This is a genomic window from Lysinibacillus phoenicis (genome assembly GCF_047238325.1).
GTDB classification, from domain to species: Bacteria; Bacillota; Bacilli; order Bacillales_A; family Planococcaceae; genus Lysinibacillus; species Lysinibacillus irui.
In genome coordinates, this window is record NZ_JBDFMP010000001.1 from 21,571 (window position 1) to 42,779 (window position 21,209).

Here is a 21,209-nt window from a genome sequence, read left to right on the forward strand (position 1 = left end):
TTCTTAGAATTAATAAAACCAAATTAAAACCAAGACTTGTGTTCTTTTTGGAAGGCATAAAAAGCATCATCTATCAAAGAAATTAATTTGTTTTTATCTTTATCTTTTTTCACTTTGAAGATCACTCCGTTGAAAAAATTAGCTTTGATTACCCTTTCCTTACGTGAAGGAAAATTAATCTTACGTTCTTTTGAATCAATATTAAATTTACTAAGTGGAGGAAAAAATGTAGCCTTTAGAGAAGAAACAGGAATCACCCCTGCAATTGTTACTTGTGAAAAAACCAATGTAAGTGGCAAGGTTATCAACCTTTGATCTTTTATAGATATCATCAATGTATTGGTATCCATTTCTTTAATTCGAACTTTATCTTTACTAGTATTCTCGCTAATTATTCCACTCTTTTTCATTGGATTTCCGTTCTTGCGCCAATATCGCCAATCTGAGGGTGTTGGTAATACATCTTCACAAGAGTGAAACCACTTGTATCCTTCTACATCTAGCCATTGGCTAATTAAAGCATCATTTACTAATACATCCTCACTGATAATATTGAAACAAGTCTCATACGCTTGTACTAATTTATAAGCTTTAGGGAACTCATGAAAAGTAATCGTTTCAATACCTTCATTCCCCCATTTCATTAAAAAGAAGGGAAAAGAAAACTCCCCATTCCCCACTGCATACTCACTCATTTCTAACCTAATCAATGGTACAGGTACTCTTAATGATTGGTATTTTAGTAGTTTTCCTGACTTAATAACCTTAATTCGATTTTCTTCACGTATTTTAGAGAGACATTCCTCTTGTTTATCCATTGCCAATATTCTTTCTTCCATTGGTATACTGTGATCTAAAATTGTTTCTTCCAACAAATTAAGGTAATAATTTTTTAGATATGGTTTCATCAAATTAGGTTTCAATTCCATTCAATTCACCTTCCTTACTCTTTAGGTGTAATATAAAGAATCCATTCCATTTCAATAACACGTTTTTTGTTAGGTATGCGTATTTTGAAAGTGATGTATGAAAAACCAAAAAGGTCTATCCCTTCTTCATATTTTTCAATTTTGTTGTGATTTGAATTGTCCATAGTTCAACCCTTATTTCAATAAAGCTGTATCATAAATACTGTAGTCACAACGATAGATTAATAGAAATTTCCCATCTACTAATAATGCTGTTGATTTATCAATATTCGTAGAAAAATAACTAACTTCATCACCTGCGAAAGTTGCTAATGGTTGTCCACTTTGGCTACGAATCAATATAATTTTACTTTTACCTGTGGTAATATTTTGCAAGTCAGTTACCATGCGATTGAGAAAAGGAACTGACCTATCGAAGTTATTGATATCTACTTGTTTTGCATATTCTTCAACCAAATTTTGAAGACCTGTTTCATGAGCAATAAGGCTACTACCAACGTGGAGCATTTGCTTTTCTCCCACTACGATATTTAGAACTGATGATTTTTCAACTGTATTACCTTCTGAATCTTCTAAGGAGAATTTTTTATCTGCATTTATTCCAATACTTGTACCTTGTACACGGTCAATAAGTTGACTGTTTTCATCGTAAGTTTGTATTAACATTTCTCTACCATTTAATTCTTCTTTTAAATTCCCTACTTCATATTCCAGTAAGTTACAAGCTGTTAGTATAGCAATTAGCGACACTACAATTAGAATTTTCAATAATTTTTTCAATTAAAAGCACTCCCAAATTCAATTTCTTTATAGATTGAAAATCTAGTGTTTTCTTTTTAAAAACAGCTCTCTATACAGCCTTTCTTTTAAAGCTGTTTTTTATTTGATCTATATAACCATTGTCATTCCAATCATTATAAAATTTAGCTCCCCTAATACTTCCGCATATATCAGCATTCATATCCATCTTGACTAGTTGAGTACAAGCATAAAGAATTTCTTTATGATATTGCTCCAAATTAAGCCACCCTACATTTTCCCTAGATAATGTGAAATGATTTAAATAAACAGGTAAATTATGCAGAGAATCAGCTAAAAACTTTATACTTACACCATCCCTAAAATTATTTCTTATATCTAAAATACCTATTCGAATTAATTCACTTGCTAATTCATTTAATTCATCAATCGAACAATCTTTTAAATATTGGTAAAGCTCTATATCTGTTTGTAAATGAGTAGACTCAGCTTGTATTATTGCCTGCGTAGCTATTGCAATTGCATCATTTTCAGAGTTACTTACTGCATTTCGCTCCTCTTTTGTATTAGATTTCTTTTCTTTTCCCAAATTGTTTAGAAACTTTAAATCCTCAATCATCTTCTTAACTTCTTTACTCACTACTTTTCTTTCAAGTAAACATGCTGTCAACGAAATGATTATTGTAGGAACGACAATATAATTTAATCCTTTTTTAAATTTCATTTTGATTTCCTCCTTTGGGTTTAATTCAATCTTCGACTTCATCATGAAGCTGTATATGCACTTCTAGAGAAACATCACAGTTTGAACAATCGGTATAAGCAGTTTCTTCCAAATCACAATCACTTAGATTAATCCCACAACGTGGACAGAAATTCATTTTACCTGCATCCCAACGTTCTTTCGTTGTGATTGGTAATGCTACGAATGGTTTTAAACCTACTAATGCATTCACGCCACCTAAAACATCTGCTATTGCAGTTTTTTCAGCTTCATCCATAGTTAATTCTGTTACTGTATCGGCTGTAATAGTAATGTGTTCTCTTTGTGCTACTATACGATATATCATTTTTTCTTCTTCTTTTATTGCATTTAACAATTCCAACACTCCTTTATTTAAATCAACTTTTATAATTCTTTCCTAGCTATTTTTATTTCTAGTCCAAACTCGCTATTTATTTCATCAATGTATACTTGTAAATCAATTAATCCTTTTTCGTATTCCGCTTCTGATTTAATATAATCAAAATTAACTTTCGTTCCCTTACTATTGGCTTTTAACCACTTTTTCGGTCTTTGACCTCGATTCAACATATTCATCCAAATATGCACTTTTGCTGTTGCATACTCTACAGCAGGCATTTTATTTGTTAATAATTTATAGCTCATTTGACCGCTTACAACTGAAATAGACATACTATTCCTCCTTGAAATTAAATTTTAAAAATATTTGTTATAAGCAAACAGGTAGTAAATAAGCTTCACCATCTGTAACTGCTTCACCTATACGAGCAACTATTCCACTTGCAAACCCCGACAATAAAAAAGACCCAATGACAATCGTTTTTCCTTCATGTTTTGGCATGTCTACAAATTTCTGAAATATTGATGGAAAATCCATATAATCTATATCTTTAGGGGAGTTGGTACAAACATTGTCTTTATCAAAAATAAATACAGAATTACCTTCCCTTCCAAATATCGTTTTCTGAACATATGGAGTTGATGTTTCAGAAAATGAATGCGGTGTTAAATATGTAGGAATAAAATACTTTTCTATATTTAACTTATCTTCCTCCGAAAAAACGTCCTCATTATCCTTCAACCCCCAAATCAGTGCAAACAAAGCTTTGTTGTGCATAAAATAACTAGAAGGTGGATTAAGGACTACAAGTTGCCGTTCAGCAAGTAATTGGATAAGTTGACCTCCACCATCATCATTTAATAAAAATTCATAAGGATATGCAGGTAAGAAAAGGACATCAATTTTATTGTCTGTATTTCTAATAAATAAACCGTTTTCACGAACATCTAAATTTTTGTATTCTACATGCGAAACTTCATAACCCATTTCAACTAAAGCTTCACGATAGAACTCAACAGTACGATATTCCTCATAACACTCCGAAGCGGTTACACTTGCTGTGCATAAATGGATTGGAGTAATACTTGCATCTTTACCGAGATGATTGGTAGATTTCCTTAATAGATCAATCAGATTGAGTTTAAAAAGAGTTTTATTTTGAAGATTAACTGGAACTTTCCCAAATGCTGTACAAACCATATCCGCACATTCAAAACCTTCATTTATCATAAAAGGTGTTGTAGGATTTATTTCAAGGCATTTAATTTCCCCTTTTTCATTCACAGCTAAATCTAATCTTGATATATAAGAAACAACGTTTTTTAAAAACGGCACTTTTGCTAATTGCATTGCATTCTCAGGGAAGCCCAACCCCTTTAAAGTTTGTTCATCTATAACACTCAAGAGACTTTTTGTAGAACGAGCAATTATGTCATAAATGATTTCTGATGCTTTTTGAATTTCCTCTTTTTGTGCTGATGTTAATTTCAAGAAGCCATTATATACATAGGGTCGATATTCTTTCTTATTCAAACTAGTAGATTGATCTGTTTTTAAAACATTCCAAAAGAAACGAGGGTGATTAAACATCACCCCATTCATAATGGAATCAAAAGTAGATTGTTCATTAACCTCCACTTGAAGAACCACGACTGCTTCCTCCTGTTCCAATCGAATTTTTCGATGAACTTGTATTTGATTTATTGGCATTCGAATTAGATTTTGATGATGAATTATTACTTTCACTAATACCTGCATCCTTCTTGGACTGTGATGAAGGATTTTTATAGGAAGATACTGCACTATTGTAAGAAGATTCATTGGTATAACTTTTCCCCATGAAATACCACATAGGTACTCCACTACTATGAGTTTTTTCGCATTTATAACCACCATTGCTCAACTCAGTTAGTTCTTCTTTACACTCTTTTTTAGCAGACTTCTTTTGATTGCTGTCATCATAATCAGAACCACACGCAGACATAATTAAACCTGCACTTAAAATAAAAGATGATATCGCCAATTTTTTCTTATCCATTTTTTCACCACCTTCCACAAAATTTTAACGTCACAAATCATGGTATTAAAAATAAATAAACGTCACTTAATGACGCTTTCATATAATAAAATACTTTGTTATTAATGAATTTACAAACGTCACCAAAATTAAATAAATCCATTAATAACGTCACATTTAATTTACCTTTTTTAGCTAAACACATTTAACGTCACACATTTATAAATAACATGCATCAATACGTCACCAAACGTCACAAATAAATAAAACATGATTTAAAATTTTGTTGTTTTATCAATAATTATCAACGTCACCGTATTTAAGGTATTTCAACTTCCTTACGTCACTAATGTCACATTTGGAACTTCTTTTAAACTTCCTGTTTTATTATTTCTGCACCCTTCATCCAACGTTCAAAAATAAGAATATTCTCCCCTTTTGTCTCTCCTTTTTTTGAAGGTACTTTATAAAAAACAAAAAAGCCTTCCACTTTAATGAAGATTCTTTTTCGATTTCCCTTTTTAAAAACTGTTCCGACTGGTAAACCTAGCAATTCAGTCATACTTATTAGTTGTGTTTTTGACATGAATACAATTCATCTCCATTTATAATCACTAAAAGAAAATAATACATTTCTTTTCGTGTACTTCATATGAAAATAATATCATTTTGGCGACATTTCAACAACATTTTTCACGAAAAGAAAATATATATCTTTAATTTATTTTCAATTAAAAAAAGTGACATAGATTAAGAAATTTCTTCTTAATCTATGCCACTTAATGGAACAAGGTATTTAGACAATCCTTATATTCAATTTATCACCATGTGAACATATAACTTTATTTATTGCCATTGTATTCGATCAGCAACGGTTCTTTATTTTTAATTTTATTATTTTCTCCAACAATGATTTTACAATTATATTTACGTGGGCGTTTTGCATTTTCTAGCATTATATCTAAAAATGATGTATCCCCAATTTTAGCATTCCATACAACTTCGTCCATCTCTACATCTCCTTTTAAAATAAGTTTGTTCATTAACATCAATTTGACTCTAACCAAAACTTATTAGGCTTTGCATTAACATTTCTACATAGGGTATTATAGCTCGACTTACTTAAATATACCTCTACATTTAAATTGAGTTTATTCCACGGATTATTTACTGCCCATTCCATAGGGTCGATATTACTTAAAATATGGTTTCCGCTATAGAAATGAGCTTTTGTCCAATGCTGTAGCACATCGGGTAATTCTTCTACTTTGCATCCACATAACATAGCTACCGCTTCTGCTGTTTGAGGTTTGAACGTAGCAACTATAGTAGCCTTTGCTCCTGTCAAATAACAAGCATAATTCCCATTTTCAAGCATTTTGCACAATTTTCTTGACCCCCATGAATCGGAGAACCTTTTTTCTGTCTCTAAGGTAAATGAAAGGATGTTTTTAACGGCTGTTTTTTCGGAATCTCCAAAAACCAAAAATCCTTCTTTTTCGGGATGGAAAGGTGCTTCAAAAACACCTAAACCAATAGCTTTTAACAATTGCTCTCTGTTTTCTTCAATTTTTTCATTTACAAAATTTAAGACTTCACTTTCACGTTTTTCAAATTCCAATTTAGTTTCAGTATTAATTATAATTGCTTGGTTATAACGAGCTACCCATTTCTGTGTTTTCTCAATATCATTTTTGCTACCAAACATTGATGTATCTAATTTAATCAGTTCTTCACCATTTTGTTCAAATGATCTAAACCGAGTCTTTTCTTCATATTCTTTGGGAGTTAGTGTTAAAAATTCATTTTCTTTTGTTAAATACAGTACATTGCTGTTATTTCCAATAAAGTTTAGATATTTTTCATTTACTTTATCTTCAAACCTTTTTTCTAACCATCTATTTTTTCCAGTAGGTGTCTCACTCCAATCCTCTTTTAAATTATCTGTAGTTATTTCAGTTTTTTTCACAGGAGATATTTCTAACTTTTTATATGAGTCCATATCAACAAGGCTTCGATTTTCAATTATTGCATCCTTGTTATATGTCATTTCCCCTGTATAAGATAATTCTTTTGTTCTAAATTTTTTATCCCAAAAACGTTCCTTGATTAGTGAAAACATCATGATTATCCAAATAACTTCATTTGGTTCTTCAATGTCTTTTATCTTCTTTAATGGGCGCAGTTCATCTTGATACAGGGTTAGCTCTGTAGTGTTTTTAGGTTTAACATATGCATCTCCATCGTGTGTAAAATCAATATCTAACAAATCATACGGAAAATGATTTCTAAAAATACGGTCTGCAAATGCCCTATTTGGTCTTCGTGACATATGTTTTTGTAACGGATGTACATATGTCGGTCTATCCGTTAAAATCGAAATCGTTTCACCGTTTTTTATTCCAAAAGCAAAATAAGAAGATGTATCCAATGGATCACGTATTAGATTTAAAGATATTCCCGAAAGAGTACTATCACTTTGCATAGCACGAATTAATGAGTTTATATTCCAAAATTCATGCACTTCCGTTACATATTTTACTGTTTCTGATGAATCTTCCTGCCCTTGATAAAATTGATGAACTTCTAATGTTTCAATAGAACGTAAGGAATCTCTACGCAAGAAACCTAATTCTTCAAATGATTGAGCCATTTCAAATACTTTTTCGTTTTGAATGCTATAGTGATGTAAAGCATCTAATAACCACTGTTTAAACTCCTCTTTTTTTTCAACCAATTCTTCTGATTTTAGAATAGAATATAACTCTTTACTCTTTTCCAAATAAGTTAATACATTATCGTAATCCATAATCATTTGATTGACTGTGAAAGTCCTTTGATTTAAGTAATCTGTAGCAAAGTTATCTAATAACATTAAAGTTGTTAGATAGGTTGTATCTAATTTAAGTGACTCTTTTAATTCATGATTAAGTTTATGTAGCTCCCAATCACCTAGCTTGAAGTTAGTGGTGTTAGGGTCAACTCCTGTTAATTCTGTCCATAATTCTAAAGCTTTTTTTACATCCTCCATAATTTCTTGCCTTCCTTTCTCTATCTAATTTTGAATACTGTATTTTATAAAACTTTCTTTACATTTAAACTGTCTCTAAAACGTTCTTTTTCTAATCCTAATTGTTCAGCCCTTCTTATAATGTCAATATAACTAAGATTAGGTTCTTTTTCTATATAGTTAATCTCTAATAGAAGTAATTCCTCAAGTTTTATTTTATATTTATTATTCATTTTTACGGCAGATAGCGATTCATAAAATTTTTTATAATTTGCTACTAGTGTCGATCTACTTGTATTACCTATTGCGTATTCATATAAATATTTTTCGTAATTATCTAACCAAAGATTATCTAATGATTCAATATCTGTTACTAATATAACATCGGTATTTCCCTTTCCTTTAAGAGGAGTAATATTCACTAAGCTCTTTATATCTGCTCCAAGTAAAATGTAAGCAGAAACACCAAGTAGTATACTAACTAAGATAATATTTTTGAAAATACGTTTCATTTTTTATTTCATCCTTTCATTTGTAAGTATAGATTCAAAGTTTATGTATTCCCTCAGCATCAATTCGATACTAAGGGGCTTGTTCATTTCTTATATCGTAATATTGAACAAATATTTTCTTAATACCCTGCTCCCCTACGTGTCAATATTTTATCCATTTCTTCAAGATGTTTCAAATTGTTTTTTTTCTCATTGAAGCTCACTAAATAGGTCGTTATCAAACCGTAAACTATAATTAAAATTGTTGTTAGCACCAATTTTATGAGATGGAGAAATAATTCATCTTCATAAATTATTAACCCAATTTTTTTCATTCCTGTTGTAACTCTATCTTCAACTGGATATGTTAGCCCAAAATATAAAACTGCCACCATTCCTAAAATAAAACAAATAATAGTAACAAGCATCTGTAATGATTTCATTTTGCTTATCCCCTTCATATTGATTCTTTTTAAACATTTCCCTGTTTAAGTAGCTTGTTAATATAACTAAGCATATAGAGGGCGAATACCATTACAGGCAATGCAGAAATAATGATCTGATAGGTTTTATCAAAAAAGTAACCTATGCTGTATAGAAATAATATAGCTACACCACAGCCCATAAAGCCCCTATGAATTTTTACTACCTCCTCCTTCATTTCGCCTTTTAATTTTTTGGTAACAATGATCGGTACTAAGCCATTCAAAATAAAACCAATTCCTACCCCTATCATAAGTAACCACCCTCCTTACATTTCATTACGAAATTATTTGTTTTGATATTTTTTCTTAAAGTGAAGTTAAATCCATAAAAAGACCATGTTTAAAACATGTTAGCCATCTACACATGTCAAACACCCCAGTATTATATAAATCGTTTTTGCAGGTTCTTCATTAACTTGATAATATACGACACAAAAACTTGTAGTAAGACATGTTTTTTGGAATATTTTATATTCTATCAGTCTAGAATAAAGCATCAAGAGATTAGGAGGTGCGTTAACTTATGAAAAAACTAATGATCGTGTTATCGGTTATACTCTCAACTATAGGATTAGTTGCTAATGTTGTTACGATTGCATTGTTTTTAAACTCAATATCCTAAACATCACAGGTCTTCTTATTTAGACCTGTTTCTTTATTGATTAAATCAATTATTCAATTTATCCTTTGATATATTAGGTTTTGGTAACAAGCTATTTTTTTCTAAATCATCTACTTCTGATTGTGAAACAATAATATTATTACATCCATCACATCTTAATTCTCCCAAACAATCTTGTGAAAACCTATCATCTGTTTCACATGCACATCCTCTTTCAGAAGCTATTTCCCATACTGCATCAAGAAAATTCTTACCCTTTATCCCTATCATATTAATTCTCCTTTAGAAGCGGTTTTAATAGAATTGTTTTGCCTGCTCTTAACTCTCTAAGATACATGACCAAAGCCGTCCATTTCTTTTATCCACTTATTTCCTTCCTCAAGAATATAGTTAGACAATTTACTAACTATTTCATGATATTGTTCATCGGATACTATTTGTATAGCGTTAACGATATCTTTTGGAACATTTTCAAAATTTCCTTTTTCAAGGACAGCTAAATTATTAATAAAATAGTTAAATATTAAAATTTGATGATTATTCATGTTGTTCTTACCTACATTTCCTAAAAAATTCATGAACCATATACTCATTACTTAATACTGTAATCTGCTTCTATTAAACTGTACAGATTGTTATTTGTACTCACTTTCTTTGATTAGAGGTTCAAAATTCAATTCTAAATTAGAACGCTTATACCATCCCATTCTTTCTGCAATACGCATTATCTGATTGGGTCTTCCTTCTGCACCTATTCTTTCTAAATAAATCATAGCACCTGCACAATGTTGTTGGGGTACTTTTTTCCCATCATAACCAAGAGTTTTGTGACATGTAAAGGAAGTATCTTCATAGGTAATATCATCTATAATACCTTTGATACGACCTTCTGCTAAACTTATATTTGTGCTACTTCCTTTCACAAAAGGGCAGTCTTGGCAAGGTTTTCGTAAGTCAAATTTCATTAACATTCACCCTCATTTATTTCTGATTAAGTTAATAAATCCCTTCCCATATTGCTAAAGCAATTTATTTAATATTGATGTAGGGAAATATTGTCCATTAACTTCAAAATACATTTTAGAATCTTGTTTTAAATTATAAAGTAATTGTGAAGTATCAACTTTATTTACTAGCTCAACTGCATATAAAGGATATGAAATTATTTTATAATGCTCATTTATATTAGAGAAAAATAAAAACTCACGATTTTCCACTCTTACAGTAATAAATGATAACCTTTCTTTATTAGTGCCAGTTGCTTTCGATCTTTTACTGGAAATTGAAGCTACAACATTCTTAGGACTTTTAAGTTTGCGTCGGTTTAAAAACTTGTCCAATATCATATAAATCTCCTTTTACTTTATTGAAAAATTAAACATATTTTATATTCGTAAGTGAATCAATTACACTATTAAAATCATCTTCATCTTCGAATCTTCCATTTTCATTTCCAATAACTATAGAGTAAATAGGATATTCCATTTCCTCATATCCATGCCATTCGCATAAAGCACCTACAACCTCTCCAACCCAAATATCATCAACAGAATCATACTCACCCTTTTCATATTCTTCTTGTTGCTTTATAAATTCAGCCTTTAAACGTTTCATTACATCTTTTAAATCTTTTTTAAAATCATTTTGATCTTTTCGTTTGTGACACAATCTTGTTACTATTTTTTCCTCTCCATTATCAACTAACTCAAAAGTATGATATCGTGTATCTTTTTTTGCTTCTTTATAGGCATTGTAATGAGCAGGAGTAGTATTTGGACGCAATCCTGTACGAATTAATTCATGACCAAAACGAACATCTGAGTCATGATATGGTAATTCATTATAGTGTAAATACCAATGACATAGTTCATGCAAAAGTGTTTTTTTGATTTCAGCTAAAGTTCTTTTGCTATTCTGCTTTGTATTAAATTCAATTGTCATATCTTTGCTCCAATATACACCTAACAAAGTACATTTATCATCGTCTTTACCAAAATTATTATCCCATTCTTCATCTGTACTTCTATCGAAAACGATGTTTGGAATAAAATCAATACCCCAATGTTTTTTTACAAGCATCAATGCTTCCGCTTCAATCCAAGACAAATCAGTTCCTTTATACATCTATATCTCTCCCAATTATTTTATCTTCTTGTGCCATTATTTCTCCTATCGTTCTTTTCCTTTTAAATGGATTCGATAGTCTTCTAGATAAATTTTTCGAACGATAAGCAAAAATCAAAATTAAATTGATAATTAAAAATGTTGATATGACGATGATATATTGAATGCACATATCCGCTACATCTGATAATGTCATATCCACTGTTCCGAATGTTACTCCAAATGCTATTGCAAAAGAAGAATATGATAAAACTAGTATAGCTGAACCATTAAGAATTAATAAACTGCTATAAAAGAACACATCATGTATAGAGATGCTATTAGATTTTTTACAAGTATCCATCATTTTTCACTCCCTATTTAATCTATTTATCATGTTTTGTAATTTGTGTTATAATATGTTACTATAAATTTGTGTATAGCTTGGCTGAGTAGTAGGTGGAACTACTGCTCTTTTTTGTGTTTTCATTACAAGTTCTATTACCATTCCTACTATCCTTCCAATTCTTTAAGTGCTTTATCATAGCTTCGCTGATAGATTGGTATAATTACAAATTCTAATGCAATATAGTAATAATGTAATTCTCCATATTTTTCTTTTATATAGCGCATATCTGACAATGTTAATTTAGATTTTATGTACCCTACAATTGCTTCTAAATCACTGCACACAAAATCTCCATTGTATAAAAAACTGAATTGATTATTTGACTCAATGATTACATTTTTATACCATTCATCATCTGATTTTAATGTATTGATATTATTGGCGTATCGTTTTTTAATTGTGTTTTTAATTAGGGAAAAACAACCCTGCAATACATACGGTAATGAATTAACCATTTCCCACCTCACTACTAGTTTTTTAAGTTTATAGCATTTTTGAAGACATATACCAAATAGCGATTAGAAGCACAGCAGAGATAACCATTGAAAGTGACCCATTCCTCACACCAACTGTTGCCTTTTTCTTCATTTTAAAATAAAGCCCTATTATTAATATGAATATGCCAAAAACAAAAAGTATCAAACTAAAGATGATTGATGTTCCTATCCAAAGTTCAGTTAAGCTAATACCCTTCTCCACGTACTACACTCCTTTCTTCAATTTCATATCTTCTGCCTTATCTCTAAAATGCCCCCATATAAAGAGTAATTCGTCATAATAGTTATTCACTTTCTTCATTTTCCGAATAGATTCTTGATCTTCAAAACTCATACAGTCGAATAATACTTTTGCTTGTTCAAGTTCAGACAATGCTTTGTGTAGATGATTTTCTATTTTTTTACATTGCCAACTACCATACGTTTTTTGGTCATATTCTCTCCTCAATCAGTCTCTTTTCTTCTTTCAATGCGATTAAGTGCATCTAATAGCAGTTCTAGTTCATTTTCATCCAAAGAATGTACATCTAAGTCGTTCATCTTTTTCTTAATTGCATCTTTCATGCGTTGCCATTTGATTTCTTGTTTAATTTCATCGTTAAATAGTGAAAAATACGATTTATAAGGACGACGATTTTTACCACGTAGTCTTAAATGTTCATCCAACTCAATTCCTGTATCTGTTTTAATACGTCCTGTCGGTGTGATTTTCGTGATTGTATGTGATATAAAGTGTTTATCCTTATCACCCCAACCTGCATAAGACCACTCGACAACTATATCTCCTATTTTCATATAATCCTCCTGCACAATTCCTTCTGACATAGTTTAGAAGGAGAAGTATTTTATAACTCTGTTTAGCTAATTTTTCCCATTTTATCCTTAATCACTTCTTTTTTTAAATTTTTATTTCAATCAAGAACATCTATCATCAACTTTCTTCCATTTACCATCAAATACCCATTTTTGATAATAAATTTCATTTTTATCACTATCGAGTTCTGGATACCCAGATGCAAAAAAATAAAATTGATACTTCAAGATATAGAACAACTTTTCATCTCTATATCTGACTTTTGCTTTTTTTATTGCGACTTCAATATCTGATTCCATTATTTCTTTCCTAGTTGTTGCACGTTGTTTTCTGACAGCCATCATTACCCTCCCTTTTAACTGATGTTGGTATTGTGCTAAATAATCGAATAATGACCATTCGTTACATCAACAACTCTCAATGCAAACACTGCCTTTTTGTCCGCCAATGCCCATCGTAAATCAGCAAGAGTGGTTTCTTTATTTACTTCAACGGATTTCCCTCGCCAATGAAAGTACACTCTTTTCCCTACTTCAAGTGCTTTTTGTGCTTCTGTTCGTGTCATAAAATCCATAATTCTTTCACCTCACTTTTATCAAATTGTTCAGTAAAAAATAAAACATTATTGTGTAGCAATATTTAATTCTTCCTCTATTTCTGCCAAGTCTTCTTCTGCTACATACTTTTTGAAATCTTTTAATGGAATGCTTGAAGCTTTTATTAAGTCGTAAGCATCCATATTGTTTTCTTTTACTCGCGCTGCTGCATATGCAATCCCTTGAACAAAACCTTCATATTGTTTCCCTTTCATAAATACACAACTCCTCTTTGTTACGCATTTTCTTTCAACTGAAATACAATTTTTATAATGTTTTTTCGAAACCAATCGTATTTTTTCACTAAACTTTACGCATTCTTATATCAATTGCACATTTCACTACATTGTAATTTTCAGAATCCAGACTTGAAATGCAATCTAAAAAATTAAAATGTGGGTAACTATTCCACAAATTCAATGCAAGTTTTCCCATACCTACCATAGAGCTTGTTAAATCGTAATCTACATTTATTTTTTCTGTTATTTCAAGACTTTCTCTTAATTCTGAGTTATATGCTGTTTCCCATCGCCATATCCAATCGACAGGCTTTTCATAAGCAGGTATTAAACTTTCAACTTTTTCATAAATCATTGGCACAGTTAAAATGTAACAAGCTGATCTATATTCAGCATCACTTTTAGCCATAGACCACTTGATTAAAGTTTCTTTAAAATTCCTTTCATGTTGTTCATTTATAAAATAAATTCCACTCATTCTATTTCCTCCTTATAGACAATCAGATTAACTCTATCATCCATGTTTCAGTTGTTTTTGAACAATAACAATAATCAATAATTAATGGTACAAATACCTTTTCGACTATTAAACTTGAAATCATATCTTTAACAGTCTGAACATTACTGTCATAATCGTAATTTAATACACATTGTTGATTAATATAAGCTTTGCCTGTTAGACATACGAATGACACACCATTTGTATCAGAAGTGACCATAAAATGCATATCATTTTTTGAGAATTTTTTTAAACAAAGCATTAATTCTTCTTCTGTAAAATTTGGATTTTGAATACTATTGTATTCATTAGTAAGTATCTCTTTAGTTAAATCTTCTACATTTTTTAAATGTATCTTCATTGGTTGATCTCCTCCCAATTTCTTTGATTTATCCATCTATTTTCAATCTTCTTCATACGGTTCATCCAAGTTAGTAAAATATAGAAATATCTTTTCAATTTCCTCTATATTATCTTCAATATTACCTTCTGCATTATTAACATATGCCAAGCCTTCTGTTTGTGGGTGTTCACCGAAATCCTCCCCATTTGCTACAAGATAATCATATGGAACATTATAATCACTAAATTCTTTTGACAATTCTTCATGTAAGACTTTTGCTTTTCTTACAGCTTTATCATATTGTCTTAGTTTTTGTTTAAGTTGATACGGCATTGACTTCATCTTAGTTCCCATTCTTTTAAACCATACCTTTCTAACTTTAGGCTAATTACCTTTTCATTTGTTTTAATTCGGTAATTGCTTCTTGAATATTCTCTACGACATCTGAGATATCATCATATTGTGAAGATGATTGATTGAATTTTTCTAAAACATCTTCTAGCATATTGTAGCGAACTTCTAACTTTTCTCTACGACTTTCTGATAAATCAGAAGAATATGATTCAATATCACTTCTAAAATCGTCTGTTAACTCATATAGCTGTTCAAGCTCATTTTGAAAAAGTTGATTGGTGATAGCATCCTTTAGTACTTGTTCATCCCAAATGTTTTAGATAACCAATCTTTTTTTCCAAGAATGGATTTTATAATATCATTTGCTAATTCAATTATTTCTGTAACTCTTTCTTTTTGTTCAGTCCTATTCATTATCTAAATCTCCTTTTTCACTTAGAAATCACTTTATTTCAATTGATTTTACCGCTTCTAACTGTTGCTCTATTTCTTTCACCCATTGTTCTTTTATTTCTAAAGCCTTTTCAACTAATTTTTTCGATTCTTGCAAATGTAATAAGAATCATTGTAAGCAGTAACTTCATCTGTATATTCTTTATCCAAAAGTGCTTTTTGAGCTTTTTTTACTTGCAACTCGTTTCCTGCCTTATTGACGAATAATGTGTACATATAATTACCTCCGATTTCTGCATGTAACTTACTATAAGAATTAGATTTCTACTACTTTGAAAATCCCTTTTGGTATTGACTTTTCAAGCTGTATTAACGCTTGGTTCGCTTCTTCCTTTGTTGTATAAGTCACTTCTTCATCGGGGTTCTCGATGTCGCAACTTGTTATAATATCACCTTTTTTTGACCTTAACGCAAACAAGTTCCGTTTCTTCTTTTCAATAATTGGTTTTTCATTTACAATCTCCATTACTTTATCTCCGCCTTCTTGATTCAAGTCGTAGATTTCAAAATTAGCCTGCCTGTTTTTATCACTGTGTTCAGATATGAACATCGAAAGGGCTTCTTTAAAATTATTATCATCCGTTCTAATTACAAATGTTTGTTCCATAAAAAAACTTCCTTTCTCTATTAAGAATCTCTTTCTATTTCTTCCTTCATACATGGTTTGCACCATGTATCGCCAACATAATCGTATTCGTATGTACCTTTTTGATCTAAGTCAATTACTCCTCCACATTGACAACATTCCATACTTATTCCTCCTCAAATATTAACTTAATTTAGGTTTGTAGTTAGATACAAATTCCACTTCAAATAAAGAAGAATCCGTTGCACAGCCTTCACATAGGTATCCATTGAAAACACGCCATACATCATAACGCAAGTCCATTTTTTTCCCTCTATATAACCAAGTTGATGTATACGTACCACAATTCACACAATAATCGGGTGAAACCTCAAATTCTTCACAATAAGCTACTGCATGTTCTAAAGATGTTGCACAATCATAAAACAACTCATAACCTTCACTTATTGCCTTTTCTCGTTTCTCTACAAAACGTTTTTCTTGTTTGTCTGATAGGAAGATAGCATGTGTATTAAATGAATCTATTTGTTTAGTGTAGATATGGATATAATGCATATTCTTTTACTGTCATCTCCATTCTATTTGAGGTTTTATATTACGACCACGGATATGTTACGACCCAATTTTGATCTATTTCAAATAAGTCACAAATCTCATTTTTAAATTTATTTGTTGCAAAAACTTCATAGGCTAGTGCATCCATTTCATGCGGTTGTTTAAGGTAGTTTTCATCATTCGGTTGCATTGCTTCTTTGAAATCAAATAATTCCTTCTTAAACTGCCATGCATGACGAAGTTCGTGAAATAATGTGCTTGAAAAATAAATTGCATTCTCCCTTATTGTTTCGCCTTTAAGATTATTTAGCAGGATTACAATTAAATTATGAGAAGCAATAAATAGTGAAGTTGTGTAGTACATAAAATTTTCTAGCGTGACTTTACTTTTATCATTTAACGATTTATAGAAATCTGTCTCTTTAAATAAGTGCATATTATCTACAATTAGTAATTCGCAATTTAATATGTCTAACGTAGAGTGAGTTAAGGATATTAATTTATCTACCTGTTCCGTTGTAACAATGAATTTTTCTTCCAATGCACTTCCCCCTATGTTAAAACTCCCCCTCATCTGACTCACCCATTATGATTACATCTAATTGGAATTGGTCATATTGGCTTCTTGTCATAAGGAACTCAGATATATAATTTTTATTCTTTTTTATTTCTTTAAACTTTTTTTCCGCTTCTTTTTTAGAATTAAAAGATAATAGATGCTCTCTATCTGTGTCCAAATCAATATAGGTAATTACATATTCTTCATCATTAGAAGGTGTTTCCACATAAAGCCCTCCCTTCTCCTTAATCGTTTTTAACTACTGTTAACTTAGGTTTTGATATGTCCTCATTATTAATAACATCCATTAGTAATGAACCTAAATTTTCTTTTCTTGATGGAGATGCATTTGCAAGTTTTTCAAAGAAATCAGCAAACGAAAAATCTTTACCCAAACCGTAAGATACTTGAGGTGGATTGGCTTGTTTTTTAAGTGTCTTTCCGTGTTCAAGCACTAATTCAAGTTCCCAAAACCCCCCTGCATTCGCTCCATATGTTTTGAAGCGGTAAGCCGTATCATGATGTTTAGAAAAATGTTCAAGCATTTGACTATGGCTAATATTTTCGAACACTTCTACTTTTCCATCTTTTTCTTCTTGGATAACCACTCGATAAGACCTCACAACCTCACCAAACCCTTCATTATATTCAATAATATTACATCTACTATTAAAAAAATTTAGTTGCTCGGCTCACATTTAAAAGTTATACAACAGCTTTACTAACCTATCGAAATCCTTATCATCAAATGTCACAAATTCTTTTTCTAATACAGAAAGTGCTTGTTGTACCGCTTCATCTTCGTGAACGACTTCACGTACACAATTTACTAAGATAACTCTGTTTGAGAATCCTTTATCCTTCAAAAATTTTATAGCAACTTTAATTTCATCACTGATATCGGCTTCTGTTTCGGATTCAAAAATATTTAAGAAATCTTCACTGGATATAGGATTATTAACTTGGCTCAAACGCTTTAGAGCAATATTCAATCCATTAGAATCAATAATTTTATCAAACATTTCATTATATAAGTGTTCTAGTGCAACTTTTGCTTTCGGAGATAAATTAACAACATTTAAGGATTTATCAAATTTGATTTCTTCTGTTTGAATTAAATTATTTTCATCGAAATAATTTTCTAATTGTTGTTTTAAAAATCTACCTATTGGCATTTCATTTTCAGTGGATAATGCTTTTAATCTTTCTAAATTTTTTTTAGTTGTATTGAAAGAAACTTTCTCATTCATATTCACTATTCTGACTCCCTTCAAAAATTTTTTTGTCTTCATCATCATAAACCCTTGTAATTCCATTACACTCTTTGCATTCGTAATCTGTAAATTCACCATTCCAATCTTCCCCACTACCTACATTTTCAAGATTATTTTGATTACCACAATCTTTACATTGATTCATATTTATATCCTGCCTTTCTATCGAAAAAATAAGTTTTTTATTCCCTATTCAAAATCTTCTTGATCGACCCAAAATAGTTCATTCAACTTCGCATTCAGTGTATAGCAAATCTGTAAACAAAGCTTCAAGGATGGATTAAAACTTCCCTTCTCTATCCGTAGTATGGTCTGTCTCGATATTCCTACTGCATCGGCTAATTGTTGTTGTGTCAAATCTGCTTTGACACGTGCAATTTTCACTTGATTCTTCATATATTAACCTCCACATTCATTGTAACATATAATTTACTTTATGTACAATATATATCACATTAGTTCTTGTGATTACGACCTAATGTTACACCTATATAATAGAACAGAATATACTTCATAGCATAAAAGAATATAAAATAATTGGTATTTTTATGGTAATTATATATTTTTAATGTTAGAATTTTCTATGAATGGTTTTTATATATCAACCGTTCCCGAAATAACAGAAAAGAATGGGGGTCTTAAATGAAAAAATCAGTCCTACTTAGAATATTGGCATTTGTAGCCGTATTGCTTATCCTTTTTTCAGATGGGATACAAACCTATGATTTTCTTATCCTATTGTTTGCCGTTTTCTTTATAGGTGTTCCGTGGTACAAATTTTTCAAAAAGTAAATTTAAATTTAGGAGGAATAGTAAATGAAGAAAAAATTAATCTTTTTTGTAATGGTTATGTTTTTAGCATTTCAACCCCTATCTGTGAATTTAGGTGCTTTGGCTAAAGAAACAAGTGAAACTACTGATTGTAATAGTTGTTCACAGCAAGCACCTTTACAAATTGAAAAGAATGGCTTCCTTAACAACTCAATAGTTGTAAATGAAGTAAAAGAGGATTTAGATATTGCAGGAAAGTTCAATCATAGTGAATACAGCAGAGATGACTTTGATTGGCAAAACACTGAGTACATGGATTATGGTAAGAATAAAGATGGTTTGATGATTCCTTATAAAAAGAACAATGAAAATTTTGATATACGATTATTAACTTCTTATGATAAAACAACGGGTGAAGTTGGCGAATTTATCATAATGAAATCAACTCTTGATATAGAGAGTAATGAGATCAATGTTACCTATGCAACATTAAATAACGAAGATATGCTTGGTATGACTCTTGAAGTAGGTACAAATAAAGTAATTGATAAGCAAGTATATTTTGATGAAAATTCAGAGGTTTCCCTTTTATCAACTAATAGTGCTAAAGCAGGTTATTGGAGTGATTCATGGGAATGCTTAAAAAACTATTGGTATGATGCCCCAGAACTAACAAAACAAATTTGTAGTGCTGCATGTGCGTCAGTAATATTTGGTGGGAATATTGTAGGTGCTGTTGCTTGTGCTAGTTGTTTAGGTTCTCATGTTATGGTATGTCTAATCCATTAATAGTTAATTAAAAATCCCCTTCTATGGACGTTTAAAACGTACTTAGAGGGGATTTTTATATAGAGGTCTTATTGGAAGTCGCCCCTTATTTAAAATGTAACTTTTTTATTAAAGCACTACACTACATTGAAGAACTAATTTTACGCATAACTCCCTTATAAATATCGTTAGCGGAAGTCATTTTCCGAATGTTCTTTCGTTAATTTCTCAAGTGCTTTAACATAAGCATCTTTGTTTTCCTTACTTAACTCATAAAGTGCATTTTTCCAATTTTCCCCATCTGTACCCGATAAATGTGGAGTACTTTTTAGTACAGCTTCTTGCATATTCGGTTTATCCTCTTTACTAGCGTCTTTAATAAGCTTTGTTGCTTTTCTTGCATCTGTTACCCCTACTTGTATGTCTTTGTGAATCTCTTTGTATTTATCTGGAACTTTTATATATTCCATATTGTCTAAAATCTTATCCATCTTGTTTGCTGTTTTTAAAATATCTTTTTCTTTTTCTTTGTCTTCCATAGCTTTCATCGAGTTTACTATGAATAAATCCTTCATGTATTGAAACTCTACTATTTGTTCACAAATATAATAGGGATACTGTTTCTCTGATATTTCTGTTTTCATTGTTGATTTGCTTAACTGCTCAGTCTTAGGAGTAGACTCTTTATTTTCTACCGCACAACCTACTAATAATAGAATAGGTATTGCTAATGATACGACGAATTTCGTTGCTTTCATTATATATCCTCCTTTTAGAAAGTATTGTAATTAATTAACAGATTGTACCATAGAATACTTCATACAATCATAGTTGGGGTTTTTGCCCATCCTCCAAAAACTTATGTTATCTTAATTAATTCTTTAATGAATGAATAGAAACCAACAATCGGTTCTATGCATTACTTAACACATTTAAAGTGCCAATAAAACAGATTGTTGGTTTCTATATTAATTTCTAATTCGGATTGAAA

Annotated in this window: 40 protein-coding genes; 1 reads left to right on the forward strand and 39 read right to left on the reverse strand. The window is 30.6% G+C overall.

What is annotated here, in order from left to right:
- Positions 1-23: 23 nt before the first annotated feature.
- The 38 genes from ABC382_RS00115 to ABC382_RS00300 all read right to left on the reverse strand — a co-directional run bounded on the left by ABC382_RS00115 (position 24) and on the right by ABC382_RS00300 (position 19,075).
- Positions 24-929, reverse strand: a complete 906-nt coding sequence (locus ABC382_RS00115; protein WP_412926306.1) for a hypothetical protein — start codon at positions 927-929, stop codon at positions 24-26.
- A 174-nt stretch (positions 930-1,103) separates the two neighbouring features.
- Entirely contained in the window at positions 1,104-1,709 is a 606-nt protein-coding gene (locus ABC382_RS00120; RefSeq protein ID WP_412926307.1) for a DUF5052 family protein, read from the reverse strand.
- 70 nt (positions 1,710-1,779) lie between these two features.
- On the reverse strand, positions 1,780-2,412 hold the full coding sequence (locus ABC382_RS00125; RefSeq protein WP_412926308.1) for a hypothetical protein: 633 nt from the start codon (positions 2,410-2,412) through the stop codon (positions 1,780-1,782).
- 25 nt (positions 2,413-2,437) lie between these two features.
- The gene (locus tag ABC382_RS00130) at positions 2,438-2,788 is read right to left on the reverse strand and encodes a hypothetical protein (protein WP_412926309.1); all 351 of its coding nucleotides are present in this window, start codon (positions 2,786-2,788) and stop codon (positions 2,438-2,440) included.
- Between the two features lie 29 nt (positions 2,789-2,817).
- A complete protein-coding gene (locus ABC382_RS00135; protein WP_412926310.1) occupies positions 2,818-3,105 on the reverse strand; it encodes a hypothetical protein in 288 nt (95 codons plus the stop codon).
- A gap of 37 nt (positions 3,106-3,142) precedes the next feature.
- Complete coding sequence (locus tag ABC382_RS00140; protein WP_412926311.1) at positions 3,143-4,423, reverse strand: glutathionylspermidine synthase family protein; 1,281 nt, start codon at positions 4,421-4,423, stop codon at positions 3,143-3,145.
- Positions 4,401-4,811, reverse strand: coding sequence for a hypothetical protein (locus tag ABC382_RS00145; RefSeq protein WP_412926312.1), 411 nt, complete (start codon positions 4,809-4,811; stop codon positions 4,401-4,403). Before ABC382_RS00145 ends, ABC382_RS00140 begins: the two co-directional genes overlap by 23 nt.
- Before the next feature lie 349 nt (positions 4,812-5,160).
- Positions 5,161-5,376: a hypothetical protein gene (locus tag ABC382_RS00150; protein WP_412926313.1), complete on the reverse strand. Its 216-nt coding sequence runs from the start codon at positions 5,374-5,376 to the stop codon at positions 5,161-5,163.
- A gap of 256 nt (positions 5,377-5,632) precedes the next feature.
- Positions 5,633-5,800 carry a hypothetical protein gene (locus tag ABC382_RS00155; RefSeq protein WP_412926314.1) on the reverse strand — a complete coding sequence of 56 codons (168 nt, stop codon included), beginning with the start codon at positions 5,798-5,800 and terminating at the stop codon, positions 5,633-5,635.
- A 38-nt stretch (positions 5,801-5,838) separates the two neighbouring features.
- Positions 5,839-7,821, reverse strand: a complete 1,983-nt coding sequence (locus tag ABC382_RS00160) for a hypothetical protein (RefSeq protein ID WP_412926315.1) — start codon at positions 7,819-7,821, stop codon at positions 5,839-5,841.
- Between the two features lie 44 nt (positions 7,822-7,865).
- Positions 7,866-8,312 carry a hypothetical protein gene (locus ABC382_RS00165; protein ID WP_412926316.1) on the reverse strand — a complete coding sequence of 149 codons (447 nt, stop codon included), beginning with the start codon at positions 8,310-8,312 and terminating at the stop codon, positions 7,866-7,868.
- A 119-nt stretch (positions 8,313-8,431) separates the two neighbouring features.
- Positions 8,432-8,734 (reverse strand): hypothetical protein, encoded by a 303-nt coding sequence (locus ABC382_RS00170; protein ID WP_412926317.1) that lies wholly within the window; start codon positions 8,732-8,734, stop codon positions 8,432-8,434.
- A gap of 29 nt (positions 8,735-8,763) precedes the next feature.
- The gene (locus ABC382_RS00175; RefSeq protein WP_412926318.1) at positions 8,764-9,027 is read right to left on the reverse strand and encodes a hypothetical protein; all 264 of its coding nucleotides are present in this window, start codon (positions 9,025-9,027) and stop codon (positions 8,764-8,766) included.
- A 416-nt stretch (positions 9,028-9,443) separates the two neighbouring features.
- Positions 9,444-9,668, reverse strand: coding sequence for a hypothetical protein (locus ABC382_RS00180; RefSeq protein WP_412926319.1), 225 nt, complete (start codon positions 9,666-9,668; stop codon positions 9,444-9,446).
- A 56-nt stretch (positions 9,669-9,724) separates the two neighbouring features.
- Complete coding sequence (locus ABC382_RS00185; protein ID WP_412926320.1) at positions 9,725-9,976, reverse strand: hypothetical protein; 252 nt, start codon at positions 9,974-9,976, stop codon at positions 9,725-9,727.
- A gap of 57 nt (positions 9,977-10,033) precedes the next feature.
- Entirely contained in the window at positions 10,034-10,363 is a 330-nt protein-coding gene (locus ABC382_RS00190; protein WP_412926321.1) for a hypothetical protein, read from the reverse strand.
- 54 nt (positions 10,364-10,417) lie between these two features.
- Positions 10,418-10,738, reverse strand: coding sequence for a hypothetical protein (locus ABC382_RS00195; RefSeq protein ID WP_412926322.1), 321 nt, complete (start codon positions 10,736-10,738; stop codon positions 10,418-10,420).
- A gap of 34 nt (positions 10,739-10,772) precedes the next feature.
- On the reverse strand, positions 10,773-11,522 hold the full coding sequence (locus ABC382_RS00200) for a SprT-like domain-containing protein (RefSeq protein WP_412926323.1): 750 nt from the start codon (positions 11,520-11,522) through the stop codon (positions 10,773-10,775).
- Positions 11,515-11,865 carry a hypothetical protein gene (locus ABC382_RS00205; protein WP_412926324.1) on the reverse strand — a complete coding sequence of 117 codons (351 nt, stop codon included), beginning with the start codon at positions 11,863-11,865 and terminating at the stop codon, positions 11,515-11,517. The genes ABC382_RS00200 and ABC382_RS00205 overlap by 8 nt, the downstream gene beginning before the upstream one ends.
- Before the next feature lie 149 nt (positions 11,866-12,014).
- Positions 12,015-12,365: a hypothetical protein gene (locus tag ABC382_RS00210; RefSeq protein ID WP_412926325.1), complete on the reverse strand. Its 351-nt coding sequence runs from the start codon at positions 12,363-12,365 to the stop codon at positions 12,015-12,017.
- Between the two features lie 28 nt (positions 12,366-12,393).
- On the reverse strand, positions 12,394-12,609 hold the full coding sequence (locus ABC382_RS00215) for a hypothetical protein (protein ID WP_412926326.1): 216 nt from the start codon (positions 12,607-12,609) through the stop codon (positions 12,394-12,396).
- A gap of 242 nt (positions 12,610-12,851) precedes the next feature.
- Positions 12,852-13,217, reverse strand: coding sequence for a hypothetical protein (locus tag ABC382_RS00220; RefSeq protein WP_412926327.1), 366 nt, complete (start codon positions 13,215-13,217; stop codon positions 12,852-12,854).
- Between the two features lie 105 nt (positions 13,218-13,322).
- The gene (locus tag ABC382_RS00225; RefSeq protein ID WP_412926329.1) at positions 13,323-13,562 is read right to left on the reverse strand and encodes a hypothetical protein; all 240 of its coding nucleotides are present in this window, start codon (positions 13,560-13,562) and stop codon (positions 13,323-13,325) included.
- 35 nt (positions 13,563-13,597) lie between these two features.
- On the reverse strand, positions 13,598-13,795 hold the full coding sequence (locus ABC382_RS00230; protein ID WP_412926330.1) for a hypothetical protein: 198 nt from the start codon (positions 13,793-13,795) through the stop codon (positions 13,598-13,600).
- Positions 13,796-13,843: 48 nt separating this feature from the next.
- Positions 13,844-14,032: a hypothetical protein gene (locus ABC382_RS00235; RefSeq protein ID WP_412926332.1), complete on the reverse strand. Its 189-nt coding sequence runs from the start codon at positions 14,030-14,032 to the stop codon at positions 13,844-13,846.
- Positions 14,033-14,120: 88 nt separating this feature from the next.
- A complete protein-coding gene (locus tag ABC382_RS00240) occupies positions 14,121-14,534 on the reverse strand; it encodes a DUF2538 family protein (RefSeq protein WP_412926333.1) in 414 nt (137 codons plus the stop codon).
- Between the two features lie 22 nt (positions 14,535-14,556).
- Complete coding sequence (locus ABC382_RS00245; RefSeq protein WP_412926334.1) at positions 14,557-14,916, reverse strand: hypothetical protein; 360 nt, start codon at positions 14,914-14,916, stop codon at positions 14,557-14,559.
- Between the two features lie 42 nt (positions 14,917-14,958).
- A complete protein-coding gene (locus ABC382_RS00250; RefSeq protein WP_412926335.1) occupies positions 14,959-15,231 on the reverse strand; it encodes a hypothetical protein in 273 nt (90 codons plus the stop codon).
- 312 nt (positions 15,232-15,543) lie between these two features.
- The gene (locus tag ABC382_RS00255) at positions 15,544-15,666 is read right to left on the reverse strand and encodes a hypothetical protein (RefSeq protein WP_412926336.1); all 123 of its coding nucleotides are present in this window, start codon (positions 15,664-15,666) and stop codon (positions 15,544-15,546) included.
- 295 nt (positions 15,667-15,961) lie between these two features.
- Positions 15,962-16,312, reverse strand: coding sequence for a hypothetical protein (locus ABC382_RS00260; RefSeq protein ID WP_412926337.1), 351 nt, complete (start codon positions 16,310-16,312; stop codon positions 15,962-15,964).
- A gap of 20 nt (positions 16,313-16,332) precedes the next feature.
- Positions 16,333-16,455, reverse strand: a complete 123-nt coding sequence (locus ABC382_RS00265) for a hypothetical protein (RefSeq protein WP_412926338.1) — start codon at positions 16,453-16,455, stop codon at positions 16,333-16,335.
- Between the two features lie 19 nt (positions 16,456-16,474).
- Positions 16,475-16,846 (reverse strand): hypothetical protein, encoded by a 372-nt coding sequence (locus tag ABC382_RS00270; protein WP_412926340.1) that lies wholly within the window; start codon positions 16,844-16,846, stop codon positions 16,475-16,477.
- Positions 16,847-16,886: 40 nt separating this feature from the next.
- Positions 16,887-17,387 (reverse strand): hypothetical protein, encoded by a 501-nt coding sequence (locus tag ABC382_RS00275; protein ID WP_412926341.1) that lies wholly within the window; start codon positions 17,385-17,387, stop codon positions 16,887-16,889.
- Positions 17,388-17,403: 16 nt separating this feature from the next.
- The gene (locus ABC382_RS00280; RefSeq protein ID WP_412926342.1) at positions 17,404-17,631 is read right to left on the reverse strand and encodes a hypothetical protein; all 228 of its coding nucleotides are present in this window, start codon (positions 17,629-17,631) and stop codon (positions 17,404-17,406) included.
- A 19-nt stretch (positions 17,632-17,650) separates the two neighbouring features.
- Entirely contained in the window at positions 17,651-18,013 is a 363-nt protein-coding gene (locus ABC382_RS00285) for a hypothetical protein (protein WP_412926343.1), read from the reverse strand.
- A 90-nt stretch (positions 18,014-18,103) separates the two neighbouring features.
- Positions 18,104-18,661 (reverse strand): hypothetical protein, encoded by a 558-nt coding sequence (locus ABC382_RS00290; RefSeq protein ID WP_412926344.1) that lies wholly within the window; start codon positions 18,659-18,661, stop codon positions 18,104-18,106.
- Positions 18,648-18,824 carry a hypothetical protein gene (locus ABC382_RS00295; RefSeq protein ID WP_412926345.1) on the reverse strand — a complete coding sequence of 59 codons (177 nt, stop codon included), beginning with the start codon at positions 18,822-18,824 and terminating at the stop codon, positions 18,648-18,650. Before ABC382_RS00295 ends, ABC382_RS00290 begins: the two co-directional genes overlap by 14 nt.
- A 44-nt stretch (positions 18,825-18,868) precedes the next feature.
- The gene (locus tag ABC382_RS00300; protein ID WP_412926346.1) at positions 18,869-19,075 is read right to left on the reverse strand and encodes a helix-turn-helix transcriptional regulator; all 207 of its coding nucleotides are present in this window, start codon (positions 19,073-19,075) and stop codon (positions 18,869-18,871) included.
- A gap of 420 nt (positions 19,076-19,495) precedes the next feature.
- Here ABC382_RS00300 and ABC382_RS00305 point away from each other — a divergent pair, with 420 nt between their 5' ends.
- Positions 19,496-20,239 carry a hypothetical protein gene (locus tag ABC382_RS00305; protein ID WP_412926347.1) on the forward strand — a complete coding sequence of 248 codons (744 nt, stop codon included), beginning with the start codon at positions 19,496-19,498 and terminating at the stop codon, positions 20,237-20,239.
- 167 nt (positions 20,240-20,406) lie between these two features.
- On the opposite strand, the gene ABC382_RS00310 is transcribed toward ABC382_RS00305, so the two are convergent.
- On the reverse strand, positions 20,407-20,976 hold the full coding sequence (locus ABC382_RS00310) for a hypothetical protein (RefSeq protein ID WP_412926348.1): 570 nt from the start codon (positions 20,974-20,976) through the stop codon (positions 20,407-20,409).
- Between the last annotated feature and the right edge of the window lie 233 nt (positions 20,977-21,209).

Coding starts and splice junctions, on each gene's coding strand:
- ABC382_RS00245 (WP_412926334.1), bottom strand. CDS start 14,916: ATGAAGATACATTTAAAAAATGTAGAAGATTTAACTAAAGAGATACTT.
- ABC382_RS00185 (WP_412926320.1), bottom strand. CDS start 9,976: ATGAATTTTTTAGGAAATGTAGGTAAGAACAACATGAATAATCATCAA.
- ABC382_RS00180 (WP_412926319.1), bottom strand. CDS start 9,668: ATGATAGGGATAAAGGGTAAGAATTTTCTTGATGCAGTATGGGAAATA.
- ABC382_RS00310 (WP_412926348.1), bottom strand. CDS start 20,976: ATGAAAGCAACGAAATTCGTCGTATCATTAGCAATACCTATTCTATTA.
- ABC382_RS00260 (WP_412926337.1), bottom strand. CDS start 16,312: ATGGAACAAACATTTGTAATTAGAACGGATGATAATAATTTTAAAGAA.
- ABC382_RS00295 (WP_412926345.1), bottom strand. CDS start 18,824: ATGAATCAATGTAAAGATTGTGGTAATCAAAATAATCTTGAAAATGTA.
- ABC382_RS00205 (WP_412926324.1), bottom strand. CDS start 11,865: ATGGATACTTGTAAAAAATCTAATAGCATCTCTATACATGATGTGTTC.
- ABC382_RS00240 (WP_412926333.1), bottom strand. CDS start 14,534: ATGAGTGGAATTTATTTTATAAATGAACAACATGAAAGGAATTTTAAA.
- ABC382_RS00165 (WP_412926316.1), bottom strand. CDS start 8,312: ATGAAACGTATTTTCAAAAATATTATCTTAGTTAGTATACTACTTGGT.
- ABC382_RS00135 (WP_412926310.1), bottom strand. CDS start 3,105: ATGTCTATTTCAGTTGTAAGCGGTCAAATGAGCTATAAATTATTAACA.
- ABC382_RS00210 (WP_412926325.1), bottom strand. CDS start 12,365: ATGGTTAATTCATTACCGTATGTATTGCAGGGTTGTTTTTCCCTAATT.
- ABC382_RS00250 (WP_412926335.1), bottom strand. CDS start 15,231: ATGCCGTATCAACTTAAACAAAAACTAAGACAATATGATAAAGCTGTA.
- ABC382_RS00270 (WP_412926340.1), bottom strand. CDS start 16,846: ATGCATTATATCCATATCTACACTAAACAAATAGATTCATTTAATACA.
- ABC382_RS00200 (WP_412926323.1), bottom strand. CDS start 11,522: ATGTATAAAGGAACTGATTTGTCTTGGATTGAAGCGGAAGCATTGATG.
- ABC382_RS00265 (WP_412926338.1), bottom strand. CDS start 16,455: ATGGAATGTTGTCAATGTGGAGGAGTAATTGACTTAGATCAAAAAGGT.
- ABC382_RS00255 (WP_412926336.1), bottom strand. CDS start 15,666: ATGAATAGGACTGAACAAAAAGAAAGAGTTACAGAAATAATTGAATTA.
- ABC382_RS00150 (WP_412926313.1), bottom strand. CDS start 5,376: ATGTCAAAAACACAACTAATAAGTATGACTGAATTGCTAGGTTTACCA.
- ABC382_RS00190 (WP_412926321.1), bottom strand. CDS start 10,363: ATGAAATTTGACTTACGAAAACCTTGCCAAGACTGCCCTTTTGTGAAA.
- ABC382_RS00115 (WP_412926306.1), bottom strand. CDS start 929: ATGGAATTGAAACCTAATTTGATGAAACCATATCTAAAAAATTATTAC.
- ABC382_RS00225 (WP_412926329.1), bottom strand. CDS start 13,562: ATGGCTGTCAGAAAACAACGTGCAACAACTAGGAAAGAAATAATGGAA.
- ABC382_RS00175 (WP_412926318.1), bottom strand. CDS start 9,027: ATGATAGGGGTAGGAATTGGTTTTATTTTGAATGGCTTAGTACCGATC.
- ABC382_RS00305 (WP_412926347.1), top strand. CDS start 19,496: ATGAAGAAAAAATTAATCTTTTTTGTAATGGTTATGTTTTTAGCATTT.
- ABC382_RS00230 (WP_412926330.1), bottom strand. CDS start 13,795: ATGGATTTTATGACACGAACAGAAGCACAAAAAGCACTTGAAGTAGGG.
- ABC382_RS00300 (WP_412926346.1), bottom strand. CDS start 19,075: ATGAAGAATCAAGTGAAAATTGCACGTGTCAAAGCAGATTTGACACAA.
- ABC382_RS00235 (WP_412926332.1), bottom strand. CDS start 14,032: ATGAAAGGGAAACAATATGAAGGTTTTGTTCAAGGGATTGCATATGCA.
- ABC382_RS00145 (WP_412926312.1), bottom strand. CDS start 4,811: ATGGATAAGAAAAAATTGGCGATATCATCTTTTATTTTAAGTGCAGGT.
- ABC382_RS00160 (WP_412926315.1), bottom strand. CDS start 7,821: ATGGAGGATGTAAAAAAAGCTTTAGAATTATGGACAGAATTAACAGGA.
- ABC382_RS00155 (WP_412926314.1), bottom strand. CDS start 5,800: ATGGACGAAGTTGTATGGAATGCTAAAATTGGGGATACATCATTTTTA.
- ABC382_RS00170 (WP_412926317.1), bottom strand. CDS start 8,734: ATGAAATCATTACAGATGCTTGTTACTATTATTTGTTTTATTTTAGGA.
- ABC382_RS00125 (WP_412926308.1), bottom strand. CDS start 2,412: ATGAAATTTAAAAAAGGATTAAATTATATTGTCGTTCCTACAATAATC.